A 14,628-nucleotide genomic window follows, 5' to 3' on the forward strand; every position below is an offset into this window, starting at 1 on the left:
GGCGGTCCCCCTCCCCCGTGAACGGGGGAGGATCGAGGTGGTGCCGGCGGCTCCGGCGCGGATCCTCCCCTGCGAAGCGGGGGAGGGGGACCATGCAAAGCATGGTGGAGGGGGCGGCGTATTTCCTATTTCTCAAGGGTGCTTATCATGAACCCCACCATCTCCGACCGCCTCGCCCACGCGCATGCCTCCATCGCTTCCCGCGTCGGCGCGCCCTGCGACATCGCCCTCATGCTCGGTTCCGGTCTCGGACAACTGGCCGACGCGGTGAACAAAGCCGTCGTCATCCCCTATGCCGAGATCGACGGCTTTCCGGTTTCGACGGCCCCCGGCCACAAGGGCCAGCTCGTCATCGGCGAGCTGTTCGGCCGCCGTGCGGTCGTGATGCAGGGCCGCCTGCATGTCTACGAAGGCTGGCAGCCACGCGATATCGCGCTTGCGGTCTATCTACTGAAGAAGCTGGGGGCGGGCACGTTCGTCGTCACCAACGCCTCGGGCGGACTGAATCCGGACTACCTGCCGGGCGACGTCATGCTGATTGAGGATCACCTGAACTTCACCGGAGAAAGCCCTCTGATCGGCCCGAACGACGACGCGATCGGCCTGCGCTTTCCCGACCAGTCGCGCCTCTATGACCCGGACCTGCGCGCGGCTGCCATCGCCGCCGCATCCCGCGCCGGCGTCGGGCTGCGCCAGGGCATCTATTGCGGCCTCAAGGGACCGGAACTCGAGACATCGGCGGAGCGCCGCTTCTTCCGCATGGCGGGAGGCGACGCGGTCGGCATGTCGACGGTCATGGAGGTGATCGCGGCCAACCATGCAGGCATGCGCGTGCTCGGCTTTTCGGCAATCGCCAACGCCGCGACCGGCGGCCCCGACCAGCAGCCAGACACGATCGAGTCCGTGGTGGCCGTCGCCGCCGCCTGCGGCGTCAAGATCGAGGCTGTGCTCCGCGAGCTGTTACCGACGCTGCCGCGGGGCGCGTGATCCAGGGCTCCGGAGAATGCGTGTGAGCGAACCCGTCCCCGCAGTAGCGAGCCTGCTCGACCTCACCGGCCGCACCGCGATCGTCACCGGCGCCAGCGGCGGCATCGGCGGCGGCATTGCCCGCCGCTTCGCCGAGGCGGGCGCCAATGTCGTCTGCCACTACAACGGCAATCGCGAAGCGGCGGAGCGCGTCGCGGAAGCGATCCGGGCGGCGGGCGGGGAAGCGTCGGTGCATCAGGCCGACATTTCCACGGGAGAGGGCGCGGCAAATCTCGTTGCCCATGCCCTCTCCGAGTTCGGCGGCGCCGACATCCTGGTCAACAATGCCGGACAGCAGCCCATGCAGATGCTGGCCGACATGGGCGAGAGCGACTGGAACGCCATGATGGCGGCCAACGTCACGGGACCGTTCCTGCTGGTCAGGGCCTTCGCCGAGCAGTTGCGCAAGGCTGGAAAGCCGGGCGCGGTCGTCAACATCGCCTCTATCGAGGCGCACAATCCGGCGCCGGCGCACGGACACTACGCGACGTCCAAGGCAGCACTCCTGATGTTCACGAAGGCGGCGGCGCTGGAATACGGGCCTGCCGGGATCCGGGTGAACTCGATCTCGCCGGGCCTGATCCACCGCGACGGCATCGACGAGGGTTGGCCGGAAGGCGTGGCGCGCTGGAAGGCGGCCGCGGCACTGACGCGGCTCGGACGTCCCGACGACATCGCCGACGCCGCGCTGTTCCTCGCCTCCGACGCCGCGCGCTGGATCAGCGGCGCGGATCTCGTCGTCGACGGCGGCGTCAGCGCCCGCCCCACCTGGTAGAAAGCGGCCGCACCGTCAGATGTCGACGGCGGCGACATGCCTTACTAAATACGAACCTACGGCTCGGCGAACGAATTCAGGGAAGAACGGCCATGCATGTCGGCGACAAGCACTACAGGACCATCTGGCTGAACGACGACGGAAAATCCGTCGACATCATCGACCAGCGGTGGCTGCCGCACGAATTTCGCATCGAGACGCTCGGCACCGTCGATCAGGTCGCCACGGCCATTCGCGACATGTGGGTGCGCGGCGCGCCGCTTATCGGCGCGACGGCTGCCTATGGCGTGGCGATCCAGATGACGGTCGATCCGTCGGATGCCGCGCTCGACCGCGTCTGGCAGCAGTTGCACGAGACGCGCCCGACTGCCATCAACCTGCGCTGGGCGCTCGACGACATGCGCAAGGTCCTGCGTCCGCTGCCCGCGGGCGAGCGCGTCGCGGCGGCCTACAGGAGAGTGGCCGAGATCGCCGACGAGGACGTCGAGATCAACCGCTCGATAGGCAGGAGCGGGCTGGAGATCATCAAGAAGATCGCGGCCAGGAAGAAGCCGGGCGAACCGGTGAACATCCTTACCCACTGCAATGCCGGCTGGCTGGCGACGGTCGACTACGGCACCGCAACCGCCCCGATCTACCTGGCCAAGGAAGCCGGCATCCCGGTCCACGTCTATGTCGACGAGACGCGCCCGCGCAACCAGGGCGCGCAGCTCACCGCCTGGGAGCTCGGCGGCGACGGCGTGCCGCATACGCTGGTCGTGGACAACGCCGGCGGCCACCTCATGCAACGCGGCATGGTCGACATGGTCATCGTCGGCACCGACCGCACCACCGCCGACGGCGACGTCTGCAACAAGATCGGCACCTACCTGAAGGCGCTCGCCGCCCACGACAACGGCGTGCCCTTCTATGTCGGCCTGCCCTCGCCGACCATCGACTGGACGGTCCGCGACGGAGTCAGCGAGATACCGATCGAGGAGCGCTCGGCCGACGAGGTCAGCCTCGTCCAGGGGCGTGGGCCCGACGGCAAGACCGTGACCGTGCGCATTTCGCCCGAGAACACCGGAGCGGCCAATCCGGCATTTGACGTGACACCGGCACGGCTGGTCACCGGCCTGATCACCGAGCGCGGCGTCTGCGAGGCATCGCCCGAAGGTCTGCTGAAGCTGTTTCCGGAACGCGCAGGTCGCTGAGTCCGTACCGACGGCTCGGCTCCCCGCGGCCATTCATCACCTGCGGGTTAAGTAGAGGGGCGCAAACGTCATTTTACTTAACCGAACGCGTGTTCCAGGATGGCGTGGAGGTCATCGTCGCCGGCTGAGGCGACGGATGGGCTCGCCTGCCTGACGGATTTCGACCCCGGTATCGATCCGTTCACGGTGAGTGAGCGGGAAGAGGTCTTCGGGAATGCGCACGCAGGTCGCGATCATCGGCTCCGGCCCGTCCGGCCTCCTGCTTGGACAGTTGCTGTCCGGCGCGGGGATCGACAGCGTCATCCTGGATCGCGCGAGCCAGCAGCACATCCTCGACCGTGTTCGCGCAGGCGTGCTGGAGACTGGCACGGTCGGCGTCATCAACGACGCCGGAGCGGGCCGACGCCTCCATGCCGAAGCCCTGATCCATGGCGGCTTCTCACTCGCCTTCGACGGGCGCGACCATCGCATCGACCTAGCGGACCTGACCGGCGGCAAGCACGTGACTGTCTACGGCCAGACCGAGGTGACGCACGACCTCATGGACGCGCGCGAGGCGTCCGGTGCGCTCAGCATCTACGCGGCGGACAAGGTCGAGCCCCACGACTTCGACACCAGCGCGCCATTCGTCACCTTCGAGAAGGACGGCGTCACGCAGCGCATCGACTGCGACTACATCGCCGGATGCGACGGCTTCCACGGGGCCAGCCGGCAGGCCGTGCCAGATGAGGCGATCCGGACCTACGAGAAGATCTATCCCTTCGGTTGGCTGGGGCTCTTGGCGGAGGTGCCGCCGGTCCATCACGAACTGATCTACGCCAACCATCCGCGCGGCTTCGCGCTCTGCTCGATGCGCTCGCCGACGCGGAGCCGCTATTACATCCAGGTCCGGGAGGGCGAGAGCGTGGCGGCGTGGAACGATGCCCGCTTTTGGGACGAGCTGCGCCGCCGCCTCCCGGCGCATCATGCCGAAGCGGTCGTCACGGGACCTTCGTTCGAGAAGTCCATCGCGCCGCTTCGCTCCTTCGTGGCCGAACCGATGCGTTTCGGCCGGCTGTTCCTCGTCGGCGACGCCGCGCACATCGTACCGCCGACCGGCGCAAAGGGGCTTAACCTCGCTGCCAGCGACGTCCACTATCTCTTCGAGGGCCTGCGCGACCATTATCGCGACCGCTCCGATGCGGGACTGGATGCCTATTCCGAGCGGGCGCTGGCGCGCGTCTGGAAGGCCGTTCGCTTCTCCTGGTGGATGACCACCATGCTGCACCGCTTCCCCCAGACAAGCGCCTTCGACCAGAAGGTGCAGGAAGCGGAACTCGACTACCTGACCCATTCGCGGGCAGCGGCGACGGTGCTGGCAGAGAACTACGTCGGCCTGCCCTACTGAGCGACGCCCTTGGCCGCCTCGCGGATCGTCTGCACGAGGAGGTCCATGGGCAGCGACAGCGGTGCGTCGGTGCGCATGGTCAGCCCCACCGGCCCCTTCGTCTCGCTGGTGTCAATCGGCAGCGTGGCAAGTACGCCCTCGGCGATATCGTCGGCGACGACGCCGAGCGAGATGATCCAGACGGCATCGCTGCTGCGCACGAAGGCACGCCCGAACGCATCGGATACCGTCTCGATCTGGTTGGGAAGGCTGGCGACGCCGTTGGCGATCAGCAGTCTCTCCACGAAGGGCCGGATGATCGAGCCGCGCGTCGGCATCAGCACGACGTGCTGTTCGAGCTCCGCAAACAGGGAGCGCTCCGGCCTGAGCAAAGGATGCCCCGCACGCACGACGAAGCGCACCTCCTCCGAATAGAGATGCTCGAACGAGAAGCCCGCCATCTGGTCCGCCGCCGCGAGGCGCCCGACCACCAGGTCGAGATCGCCGACGCGCAGTTGCTCGAGCAGCACGGCATTCTCGCCGGTGACGATCTTGACGCGGCTTCCGGTGCCCTCTGCGAGGAAGAGCGACATCGCACGCGGCATGATGCGCGTCGACACTGTCGGCAGCGCGCCGATGCGGATCGGGGGTGCTGCGCCAAAGCGCTCCGCCGAGACGGAATCGATACCCTGCCGAAGGGCCGTCAGCGCGGCACCGGCATGGCGCAGGAACACCTCGCCATAGCGCGTGACCCGGATGCCGCGGCCGTCGCGCTCGACGACATTCACGCCGAGCACCTCCTCGAGTTCGCGGATGGTCTTGGTGACGGCGGGCTGGCTGACATGCAGTATGTCGGCCGCCTTCATCACGCTCTTCTGGCGCGCCACCTCGACGAAGGTCTGCAGATGGCGAAACTTGATCCGCGTATCCATGCCCAATCGCATAACCCCGAAGTTAATGAAACGCCCAGAAATATCATTTTACTTAACCAATTCAACGTCCCATGCTCGTTGTCGGCGTCATTGGTCGCCCCGGCCGCGCGGCCGATCAAGACGGCCACGCGCCGCTGAGCCATCGAGGAGTTGCCCCATGTCCGAGGACCCCCCCCGGTCCCAGCTCTACCGGCAAGGCATGGTGACGCGCCGCATGGTGCTGGGCGACGAGCATGTCGACAGGGCGCAGTCGGCGTCGACCTCATTCGACGGCCCCTTCCAGGAACTCATCACCGAAGCGGCGTGGGGCAGCGTGTGGTCGCGGCCGAACTGGAGCAAGCGGGAGCGTTCGATCGTCACGATCGCCCTGCTCGCCGCACTTGGCCACGACGAGGAGGTGGCGATGCACGTGCGCGCGACGGCGAACACCGGCGCCACACGCGAAGACGTCGGCGAAGCGATGCTGCATGTGGCGATCTACGCCGGCGTGCCGGCGGCCAATCGGGCGATCCGCATCGCCAAGCAGGTGTTCGAGACGCTCGATGCGGGGAAGGCTGCGTGATGACGGCCGGCGCATCCGACAGGGACGAGCAGCCAGGCGTCTTCCTGCCGCGCGACAGGAGCGTCCATCCGCCGGCGCTGACGCCCGGCTATCGCAGCACGATGCTGCGCTCCCCACGGCAGCCGTTGCTGTCGCTCGGCGGCACCCTCTCAGAGATGACCGGTCCGGTGTTCGGCCACTCCATCCTCGGTGACCTCGACGGCGACCTTACCCGCAACTTCGCCCGCCCCGGCGAATCGACCATCGGCGAGCGCATCATCGTTCATGGCCGGGTGCTCGACGAGGACGGACGACCGGTGCCGAGCGCGCTGCTGGAGGTGTGGCAGGCCAATGCCGGGGGCCGCTATCGTCACAAGCGCGAGGGCTACCTCGCGCCGCTCGACCCGAACTTCGGCGGATGCGGGCGCGTCATCACCGCCGAGGACGGAAGCTACACCTTCCGCACCATCAAGCCCGGCCCGTACCCCTGGCCGAACGGCCCGAACGACTGGCGTCCGGCACACATCCATTTCTCGGTGTTCGGTCATGGGTTCGCCCAGCGCCTGATCACCCAGATGTACTTCGAGGGCGACCCGCTGATCTGGCGCTGCCCGATCGTCGCCAGCATTCCCGACAAGTCGGCCATCGAGCGTCTCGTCGCGCTGCTCGACATGGACAACACGGTCCCCTTCGACGCGCGTGCCTACAGGTTCGACATCGTGCTGCGCGGCCGCGGCTCCACGCTGTTCGAGAACCGGCTGGAGGGCAACTGATGACGGACCGTCCCGAGCGGTTGCACGAGACTGCCTCCCAGACGGCTGGGCCCTACGTGCATATCGGGCTGATGCCCAATTCCTGCGGTATCCCGGGTATCTATCCCGTGGACCTCGGAGCTTCGCTTGTCGACGCCGAAACGGTTGGCGAACGCATCACGGTGCGCGGCAGGGTGATCGACGGCGGCGATCAGACCGTGACCGACGCGGTCGTGGAGATATGGCAGGCGGATGCGAACGGCTTCTACCCGAGCCCGGTTGAGACGCGAGGAACTGCCGATCCCCATTTCGCCGGCTGGGGGCGCTCCGCGACGGACCCGGAGACCGGCGTCTTCGCCTTCGACACCGTCAAGCCCGGGCGCGTCCACCACTCCGACGGCACGCTGATGGCGCCCCACATCTCGGTCTGGATCGTCGCGCGCGGCATCAATCTCGGGCTGCAGACCCGCATCTACTTTGCCGACGAAGCATCGGCTAATGCCGAGGATCCCTTGCTCGCTCGCATCGAACCGCCCGAGCGTGCCAAAACGTTGATCGCATCGCGCCAGGGTTCGGTCTATAGCTTCGACATCCGCCTGCAAGGCGACGGGGAAACGGTGTTCCTCGACATGTGACGGGAGGGCGTGGATGGCATCTGGCGAGCGATCTCCATGGGACGGGTCGCGGCAGTGACGTTCTCCGCCTTCGACCACCTGCTGCTCGGCGGCCTCCTTGGTGACGAGGAGATCGCGGGATATTTTGCGGCCGAGGCCGAGATCAGCTCCATGCTTGCCTTCGAGGTGGCGCTCGCCGAGGCGGAGGCGGCATGCGGCATCATCCCCAAGTCGGCAGCCGAGGCGATCAGCGCTGCGGCCGCCGCCTTCTCCCCCGACATGGACGCAATGCGGCGCGCCACGTCCGTCGACGGCGTGACCGTGCCGGAGTTCGTCCGGCAGCTGCGCCGGGCGGTCGGCGGCGAGGCCGCGCAGCATGTCCATTTCGGCGCCACCAGCCAGGACGTCATCGACACCGGCCTGATGCTGCGGCTCGTTCCCGTCCTCAACATTCTCCGGAACCGGCTGTCGATCCTTCTCGCCGTGCTGCAGCAGGTCGAGACGCGCTTCGGCGCCAATGTGCTGACCGGACACACCCGCATGCAGCCTGCCATCCCGATCTCGGCGGCCGATCGCATACGCGCGTGGCGCGAGCCGCTCGTCGACGAGGCGGAACGGCTCGCGGCGTGGATCGCCGACCGCGCCGCCATCCAGTTCGGCGGTGCTGCCGGAACACTCGAAAAACTCGGCGACAAGGCGGCGGCCGTCCGCGCCGGGCTGGCGGAAAGGCTCGGGCTTGCCGACGCGCCGCAATGGCATAGCCAGCGTGCGCGCCTGGTGGATCTTGCGAACGTGCTGTCGATGATCACGGGCGGCCTCGGCAAGTTCGGGCAGGATGTCGCCCTGTTGGCGCAGGGCGGCAGCGAGATCGCGCTTGCCGGCGGCGGCGGCTCGTCGGCCATGCCGCACAAGCAGAACCCGGTTGCCGCCGAGACGCTGGCCGCGCTGGCGCGCTTCAATGCGACCCAGTCGTCGGCCATGCACCATGCGCTCGTTCACGAGCAGGAGCGCTCGGGCGCGGCATGGATGCTGGAATGGATGGTGCTGCCGCAGATGGTCTGCGCGACGGCGGCGGCGCTGCGCCACGGCGTCGAGCTCGCGGGCAGCATCCGACGCCTTGGAAAGAGCGATGATGCATAATCCCGGGATTATGCAAACGCCCCCGGATTTCATTTTTGCATTACCGAACGGTATGGCAAGGTTCGCAACCGGCTGTGGTTTTCCTGGGGAGGAAGCGACGCGGCCAAGGGAGGTAACATGAAACGTCTGCTGCTGGCCGCATGCGCGGCCCTGGCGCTCAGCGCCGCTGCCCAGGCCGACACGGTGAAGGTCGGGGTGATCGGACCGTTTTCGGGACCGTTCGCCCTGCAGGGCAAGAACTTCAAGGCGGGCATCGACGCCTACATGGCGATGCACGGCGCAACGGTGGGCGACGACACCGTCGAGATCATCTACCGCGACATCCCTGCGGCCGACCCGGCGCAGTCGAAGGCGCTCGCGCAGGAGCTGGTCGTCAAGGAAGGCGTGCAGTATCTCGCCGGCTTCTATTTCACCCCTGACGCGATGGCGGCCGCGCCGCTGCTCGAGCAGGCCAACGTGCCCATGGTGGTGATGAACGCGGCGACGTCCGCCATCGTGACCAAGAGCCCGTTCGTCGTGCGCACCTCCTTCACCATCTGGCAGAACGCCTCGCCGATGGCCCAGGTGGCTTTCGAGGGCGGAGCCAAGAAGATCATCACCGTTGTCAGCGACTACGCGCCCGGCCACGACGCCGAGGCCGCGTTCAAAGCGGGCTTCGAGAAGGCCGGCGGCGCGATCGTCGAATCGATCCGCATGCCGATGTCGACCAACGACTTCGCCCCGATCATGCAGCGCATCAAGGATTCCGGCGCGGAGGGCGTGTTCGCGTTCCTGCCTTCGGGCCCGCCGACGCTCGGCTTCGTCAAGGCCTACAACGAGAACGGGCTGAAGGACGCCGGGATCAAGTTCTTCGCGACGGGTGACCTGACGCAGGAATCCGACCTGCCGGCGTTGGGCGACAGCGCGGTCGGCCTACAGACGACCTTCCACTATGCCGTGTCGCACGACTCGCCCGAGAATAAGGCCTTCGTCGAGGCGGCCCAGAAGGCGATCGGCAACCCCGCCGAACTGTCGTTCCCGTCGGTCGGCGCGTTCGACGGCATGCACGTGATCTACAAGATGATCGAGGCGACCGGCGGCGCGCAGGACGCGCAGAAGGCGGTCGATGCCGTCAAGGGCCTCGCCTGGACGAGCCCACGCGGCCCCGTGTCGATCGATCCGGAGACCCGGCACATCGTCGAGAACGTCTACCTGCGGGAGGTCGCCAAGGCCGAGGACGGCACCTACTACAACAAGGAGATCCGGACCTTCGAGAAGCAGGGAGATCCTGGACTGGCGGCTGCCAAGTAGGCAGGCGCGGCTGACAGGCCGGGGACTGCATCCGCAGCACCGGCCAGCACGCGCGAACGCAAAGCCCGTTCCGCCCAGGGATTGGTTTCAGTTGCCCAGTGGGGGGCGCATGCCGGCTGCGTGAGCCAGGAGCAACCTGGCCGCGCAGAGCCGGCAAGGCAATTGCGAGACCGCGCTCCAGGTCGCACGACGGAGGAGAGAGACCGGACAGGCCCGCTTCAATGACCTCCAGCGCTTCACTTCCCGCTCACAGCGCGTAGAGTACCAGTCCGGATCCTAGGCAGCCCGAACCATGCAAACCATCTTGAGCGTCGCGGTCGATGCGCTTGCCTACGGGATGGTGCTGTTCGTTATCTCCATCGGCCTGTCGGTCACGATGGGCCTGATGCGCGTCGTCAATCTGGCCCATGGCGCGTTCGCCATGATCGGCGGCTACATCGCATCCTATGCGGCCCAGTCGCTGGGCCTCGGCTATGCCGTCGCGGTCCTGCTCGCCGTCTTCGGCACCATTGCCATCGCGATACCTATCGAGCGCTTCCTCTACCGCCGCATCTACGGCGCGCCTGAATTGACGCAGGTGCTGATGACCATCGGCATCACCTTCTGCGTTATCGGCATCGCCAACTATGTCTTCGGCCCGACGCTGAAAACCATTCCGCTGCCGCAGGAGCTGCGGGGCTCCGTCGACCTCGGCTTCCGATCGATCGGCGCGCACCGGGTCTTCGCCATCCTGTGCGGACTCGGCGTTGCGGCGGTGCTTTGGTACGCGATCGAGCGGACGGCCTTCGGCGTGAAGCTCAGGGCTTCGGTCGACAACGCCGCCATGGCGGCGGCGCTCGGCGTGCGCACCGAGATCGTCTATGCAGTAAGCTTCGCCGCAGCCGTCGGCCTCGCCGCGTTCGGCGGCGTCATCGGGGCCGAGCTGCTGCCGGTCGAGCCGTATTATGCGCTCCGCTACATGGTGACGTTCCTGGTCGTCGTCTCGGTCGGCGGGGCCGGCTCCATTCCCGGCGCGCTCGTCGCATGCCTGCTGCTCGGCGGCATCGATACGGCCGGACGCTACCTGATGCCCGAGTTCGGCGAGTTCTTCTTCTATCTCGCCGTGATCGCAATCGTCTGGGTGTTCCCGCGCGGCCTCGCCGGGAGGGCCGGCTGATGGCAGTGGCTTCCGAAGAGGATCGTCTCGCCGCCTCCGCCCGCGCGGGCGGGCTGCGCGGCGGCGTCATCGGCCTCGCCCTGATCCTGGCCCTTGCCGTGGCGGGCTACTTCCTGTTCCCCAACAACCTCGCGCTGCTGACGCGCATCGTGGCCATCGCGCTGCTGGTCCTCTCGCTCGACCTGGTGACCGGCTATTGCGGCGTCGCGACGCTCGGGCACGCCGCCCTCTTCGGCGCGGGTGCCTATGCCGCCGGAATAGGCGCGGCCCATTTCGGCATCACCGACCCGCTGCTGATGACGCTCGCCGGCATCGTCGGCGGCGCCGTGGCGGGCCTGGTCAGCGGCGTCGTCATCCTGCGCGCCCACGGGCTTCCGCAGCTGGTGCTGTCGATCGCCCTGATCCACCTCTTCCATGAACTCGCCAACAAGACCACGTCGTGGACGGGCGGCAGCGACGGCCTTGCCGGGATCACGCCCGATCCGCTGCTCGGCATGTTCGCCTTCGACCTATGGGGCCGCACCGCCTATTGGTACGGCATCGCGCTGCTGGTGCTCGTCTTCGTGCTGCTGCGCATCCTTGTGCGGTCGCCGTTCGGCATGCTGTGCCGCGGCATCCGGGAAGACGCGCTCCGGGTGCGCGCGATCGGGGCGTCGCCGCACGCGGCGCTGATGAAGATGTACGTCATCTCGGGGGCTGTGGCCGGAGCTGGCGGGGCGCTCAGCGCGATCTCGACGCAGGTCGTCGGGCTGGACAGCCTGTCCTTCACCCTCTCGGCCGAGGCACTCGTGATGCTTGTCCTGGGCGGAACCGGCTCCCTCTACGGCGCGCTCGCCGGCACCGTCATCTTCATGCTGTTCGAGGATTTCGTTTCGGCAGCGAATCCTTTCCACTGGCTGACTTTGGTCGGCGCGCTGTTGATCCTGGTCGTGCTCTTCGCTCCCAAGGGCCTCTACGGCACGGCCGCCGAACTCATCTCGCGCCGCAAGGAGGCCCGCGGATGAGCCCGATCTTCGAGGTCCGCAAGCTGAACAAGGCCTTCGGCGGGCTGGCGGTGACCCGCGACGTGAGCCTGTCGCTCTCGCCCGGCGACCGGGTGGCCCTGATTGGCCCAAACGGCGCCGGCAAGACCACCTTCGTCAACATCGTCACCGGAACCCTGAGGCCCGATTCGGGCGAGGTCCTCCTCGGCGGCGAGACCGTTACGAAGGTCGGCCAGGCGGCACGCGTCAAGCGCGGCCTGGTACGGTCCTTCCAGGTCACGCGGCTGTTCCACGACATGAGCCCGGCCGAGCATGTCGCCCTGGCGATCCTGCAGCGGGAAGGCCGTGCGGGACGCATGTTCGGTGATTTCCGGGCAATGCCCGAGGTCATGCAGGAGGCGAACGCGCTCCTGGCGACGCTCGGGCTGGAGGCGCAGGCGCACCGGAAGGTGCGCGAGATCGCCTACGGCCAGCAGCGCCTGCTCGAAATCGCGCTCGCGCTGGCGCTGCGGCCGAAGGTGCTGCTGCTCGACGAGCCGGCGGCAGGCGTCCCGCAGAGCGACACCGCGCGGATCGAGGCTGCCCTTGCGGGCCTGCCGCCCGACCTGGCCGTGCTGATGATCGACCACGACATGGACCTCGTCTTCCGCTTCGCGAGGCGCGTCGTCGTGCTTGCGGCGGGCGCCGTCATCTTCGACGGCCTGCCGCATGACGTGACGCGCGACCAGCGCGTGCGCGAAGCCTATTTGGGGAGTTACGCCGGTGCCGGCCGCGCAGCTTGAGGTGACCGATCTCGTCGCCGGCTACGGGCCGACGCGCGTGCTCGACGGCGTGTCCTTCGCGGCGCCCGCCGGGTCGCGGCTTGCCGTGCTCGGCCGCAACGGCATGGGCAAGACGACGCTCCTGGCGACTTTGGCCGGCCTGACGCGCCGCCTCGAAGGGTCGATCCGTCTCGGCGACGAGGATTTCACACGGCTGGGCACGGCGGCGCGCGCCTTGAAGGGGCTTGGTTACGTGCCGCAGGCGCGCTGGGTCTTCCCCACCCTGACGGTCGAGGAGAACCTGTTCGTCGGACTCAAGGGAAGACCGAAGGGCGCGATCGAGGAAGCATACGCCATGTTCCCCCGGCTGGCGGAGCGTCGCGCCAATCTCGGGTCACAGCTCTCCGGCGGCGAACAGCAGATGCTGTCGACCGCGCGCTCGATCCTAGGAAGGCCATCGGTGCTTCTGCTCGACGAACCGCTGGAGGGGCTGGCGCCGGTGATCTGCGAGGAACTGATGGCGGCGTTCTCCCGGCTTGCCGCCACCGGGGAAATGACACTCGTGCTGGTCGAACAGCGCATCCAGAGCGCGCTGGATTTCGCGGACCACGTGATCGTGCTGGAGCGCGGACGCATCGCCTGGTCGGGCAAGCCGGCCGAACTGGAGGCAGATCACGCAGCGGTGGAGCGGCTGCTGGGGGTCGGCGGGCTGCATTGAGGGCGCGGTGCACCCCTCCCCCTTGAGGGGAGGGTGGTCGCGAAGCGGCCGGGTGGGGTGATCGCGGCAGTGCTCGACCTTTCCCAGCGCCGGCGTGTGGCCGCGGTGACCACACCCGTCCAATCGCCTTTGGCGATTGTTCACCCTCCCCTCAAGGGGGAGGGGGAAACTCAAACCCTCTCCAACGCCACCGCGATGCCTTGGCCGACGCCGATGCACATGGTGGCGAGCGCCAGCTTAAGGCCGCGCTCCCGCAGCTCCAGCGCGGCCGTCCCGGTGATGCGCGCGCCTGACATGCCGAGCGGATGGCCGAGCGCAATGGCTCCGCCGTTCGGGTTGACGTGCGCCGCGTCCTCCGCGATGCCGAGTTCGCGCAGCACCGCGATGCCCTGCGAGGCGAAAGCTTCGTTCAGTTCGACGACGTCGAAGTCCGTCGGCTTAAGCCCGAGCCTGGCGCACAGCTTCCGGGTGGCCGGCGCCGGGCCGATGCCCATGATGCGCGGCGGCACGCCGGCAGTCGCGCCGCCGAGGATGCGCGCGATCGGGGTCAGGCCGTGCTTGCGCGCCGCTGCCTCGGAAGCGACGATGAGGGCGGCCGCACCGTCATTGACGCCCGACGCATTGCCCGCGGTCACCGTACCGCCGACCTTCTTGAAAGGCGTGCCCAGCTTTGCCAGCGCTTCCAGCGTCGTGCCGGCGCGCGGGTGCTCGTCCTTCTCCACGACGATCGCGTCGCCTTTGCGCTGACGGATCGTTACGGAAGCGATTTCTTTTGCCAGCCGGCCGTTGGCCTGCGCCGCGACGGCCTTCTCCTGGCTGCGGACTGCAAAGGCATCCTGATCCTCGCGGCTGACCGAAAACTCCTCGGCGACGTTCTCGCCGGTCTCCGGCATGGAGTCGATGCCGTACTGGGCCTTCATCAGCGGATTGACGAAGCGCCAGCCGATGGTGGTGTCGTGGATCTCCGCGTGACGCGAGAAAGCCGTGTCGGCCTTCGGCATGACGAAGGGCGCGCGGCTCATGGACTCGACGCCGCCCGCCAGCATCAACTCGGCCTCGCCCGCCTTGATGGCGCGGGCGGCGGCGATCACCGCATCCATGCCCGAGCCGCAGAGCCGGTTGATCGTCGTGCCGGGCACCTCGGTGGGCAGGCCCGCCAGCAGCAGCGCCATGCGTCCGACATTGCGGTTGTCCTCGCCTGCCTGGTTGGCGCAGCCGAAGATCAGGTCGTCGACGGCGGCCCAGTCGACCGACGCGTTGCGCTCCATCAGCGCCTTCAGCGGGACGGCCGCAAGATCGTCAGGGCGCACGCTTGACAGGGATCCGCCGAAGCGGCCGATTGGCGTGCGCACATAATCGCAGATGAATGCTTCGGTCATGC

15 protein-coding genes are annotated in these 14,628 nt (G+C 67.7%); 13 read left to right on the forward strand and 2 right to left on the reverse strand.

Translation table 11 applies throughout. The annotated features are described in order from the left end of the window. Nucleotides 1-147: 147 nt before the first annotated feature. From PD284_RS04610 to pobA, 4 genes are all read left to right on the forward strand, one after another. Complete coding sequence (locus PD284_RS04610) at nt 148-987, forward strand: purine-nucleoside phosphorylase (RefSeq protein ID WP_274627049.1); 840 nt, start codon at nt 148-150, stop codon at nt 985-987. A 16-nt stretch (nt 988-1,003) separates the two neighbouring features. Then, nucleotides 1,004-1,801, forward strand: a complete 798-nt coding sequence (locus PD284_RS04615; RefSeq protein WP_274627050.1) for an SDR family NAD(P)-dependent oxidoreductase — start codon at nt 1,004-1,006, stop codon at nt 1,799-1,801. A gap of 92 nt (nt 1,802-1,893) precedes the next feature. After that, on the forward strand, nt 1,894-2,994 hold the full coding sequence (gene mtnA, locus PD284_RS04620) for an S-methyl-5-thioribose-1-phosphate isomerase (RefSeq protein ID WP_274627051.1): 1,101 nt from the start codon (nt 1,894-1,896) through the stop codon (nt 2,992-2,994). 214 nt (nt 2,995-3,208) lie between these two features. Then, on the forward strand, nt 3,209-4,381 hold the full coding sequence (pobA, locus tag PD284_RS04625; protein WP_274627052.1) for a 4-hydroxybenzoate 3-monooxygenase: 1,173 nt from the start codon (nt 3,209-3,211) through the stop codon (nt 4,379-4,381). On the opposite strand, the gene pcaQ is transcribed toward pobA, so the two are convergent. After that, entirely contained in the window at nt 4,375-5,292 is a 918-nt protein-coding gene (gene pcaQ, locus PD284_RS04630) for a pca operon transcription factor PcaQ (protein ID WP_411956176.1), read from the reverse strand. The genes pobA and pcaQ overlap by 7 nt on opposite strands. A gap of 157 nt (nt 5,293-5,449) precedes the next feature. Between pcaQ and pcaC the strand changes: the two genes are divergently transcribed. The 9 genes from pcaC to PD284_RS04675 all read left to right on the forward strand — a co-directional run bounded on the left by pcaC (nt 5,450) and on the right by PD284_RS04675 (nt 13,247). Beyond that, nucleotides 5,450-5,854: a 4-carboxymuconolactone decarboxylase gene (pcaC, locus tag PD284_RS04635; RefSeq protein ID WP_274627054.1), complete on the forward strand. Its 405-nt coding sequence runs from the start codon at nt 5,450-5,452 to the stop codon at nt 5,852-5,854. Then, the gene (gene pcaH / locus PD284_RS04640) at nt 5,854-6,606 is read left to right on the forward strand and encodes a protocatechuate 3,4-dioxygenase subunit beta (protein ID WP_274627055.1); all 753 of its coding nucleotides are present in this window, start codon (nt 5,854-5,856) and stop codon (nt 6,604-6,606) included. Before pcaC ends, pcaH begins: the two co-directional genes overlap by 1 nt. Continuing rightward, complete coding sequence (gene pcaG, locus PD284_RS04645) at nt 6,606-7,220, forward strand: protocatechuate 3,4-dioxygenase subunit alpha (protein ID WP_274627056.1); 615 nt, start codon at nt 6,606-6,608, stop codon at nt 7,218-7,220. The genes pcaH and pcaG overlap by 1 nt, the downstream gene beginning before the upstream one ends. Before the next feature lie 54 nt (nt 7,221-7,274). Next, nucleotides 7,275-8,339: a 3-carboxy-cis,cis-muconate cycloisomerase gene (locus tag PD284_RS04650; protein ID WP_274630540.1), complete on the forward strand. Its 1,065-nt coding sequence runs from the start codon at nt 7,275-7,277 to the stop codon at nt 8,337-8,339. Nucleotides 8,340-8,456: 117 nt separating this feature from the next. Then, complete coding sequence (locus PD284_RS04655) at nt 8,457-9,629, forward strand: ABC transporter substrate-binding protein (RefSeq protein WP_274627057.1); 1,173 nt, start codon at nt 8,457-8,459, stop codon at nt 9,627-9,629. 292 nt (nt 9,630-9,921) lie between these two features. Continuing rightward, nucleotides 9,922-10,785, forward strand: a complete 864-nt coding sequence (locus PD284_RS04660) for a branched-chain amino acid ABC transporter permease (protein WP_274627058.1) — start codon at nt 9,922-9,924, stop codon at nt 10,783-10,785. Continuing rightward, nucleotides 10,785-11,789 carry a branched-chain amino acid ABC transporter permease gene (locus tag PD284_RS04665; protein WP_274627059.1) on the forward strand — a complete coding sequence of 335 codons (1,005 nt, stop codon included), beginning with the start codon at nt 10,785-10,787 and terminating at the stop codon, nt 11,787-11,789. Before PD284_RS04660 ends, PD284_RS04665 begins: the two co-directional genes overlap by 1 nt. Further along, nucleotides 11,786-12,550 carry an ABC transporter ATP-binding protein gene (locus PD284_RS04670; protein ID WP_274627060.1) on the forward strand — a complete coding sequence of 255 codons (765 nt, stop codon included), beginning with the start codon at nt 11,786-11,788 and terminating at the stop codon, nt 12,548-12,550. The genes PD284_RS04665 and PD284_RS04670 overlap by 4 nt, the downstream gene beginning before the upstream one ends. Next, nucleotides 12,531-13,247: an ABC transporter ATP-binding protein gene (locus PD284_RS04675; RefSeq protein WP_274627061.1), complete on the forward strand. Its 717-nt coding sequence runs from the start codon at nt 12,531-12,533 to the stop codon at nt 13,245-13,247. Before PD284_RS04670 ends, PD284_RS04675 begins: the two co-directional genes overlap by 20 nt. 170 nt (nt 13,248-13,417) lie before the next feature. Here the strand turns inward: PD284_RS04675 and pcaF are convergent, their stop codons facing one another. Next, nucleotides 13,418-14,626, reverse strand: a complete 1,209-nt coding sequence (pcaF, locus tag PD284_RS04680) for a 3-oxoadipyl-CoA thiolase (RefSeq protein WP_274627062.1) — start codon at nt 14,624-14,626, stop codon at nt 13,418-13,420. Nucleotides 14,627-14,628 lie beyond the last annotated feature (2 nt).

The organism is Mesorhizobium shangrilense, assembly GCF_028826155.1.
GTDB classification, from domain to species: domain Bacteria; phylum Pseudomonadota; class Alphaproteobacteria; order Rhizobiales; family Rhizobiaceae; genus Arvimicrobium; species Arvimicrobium flavum.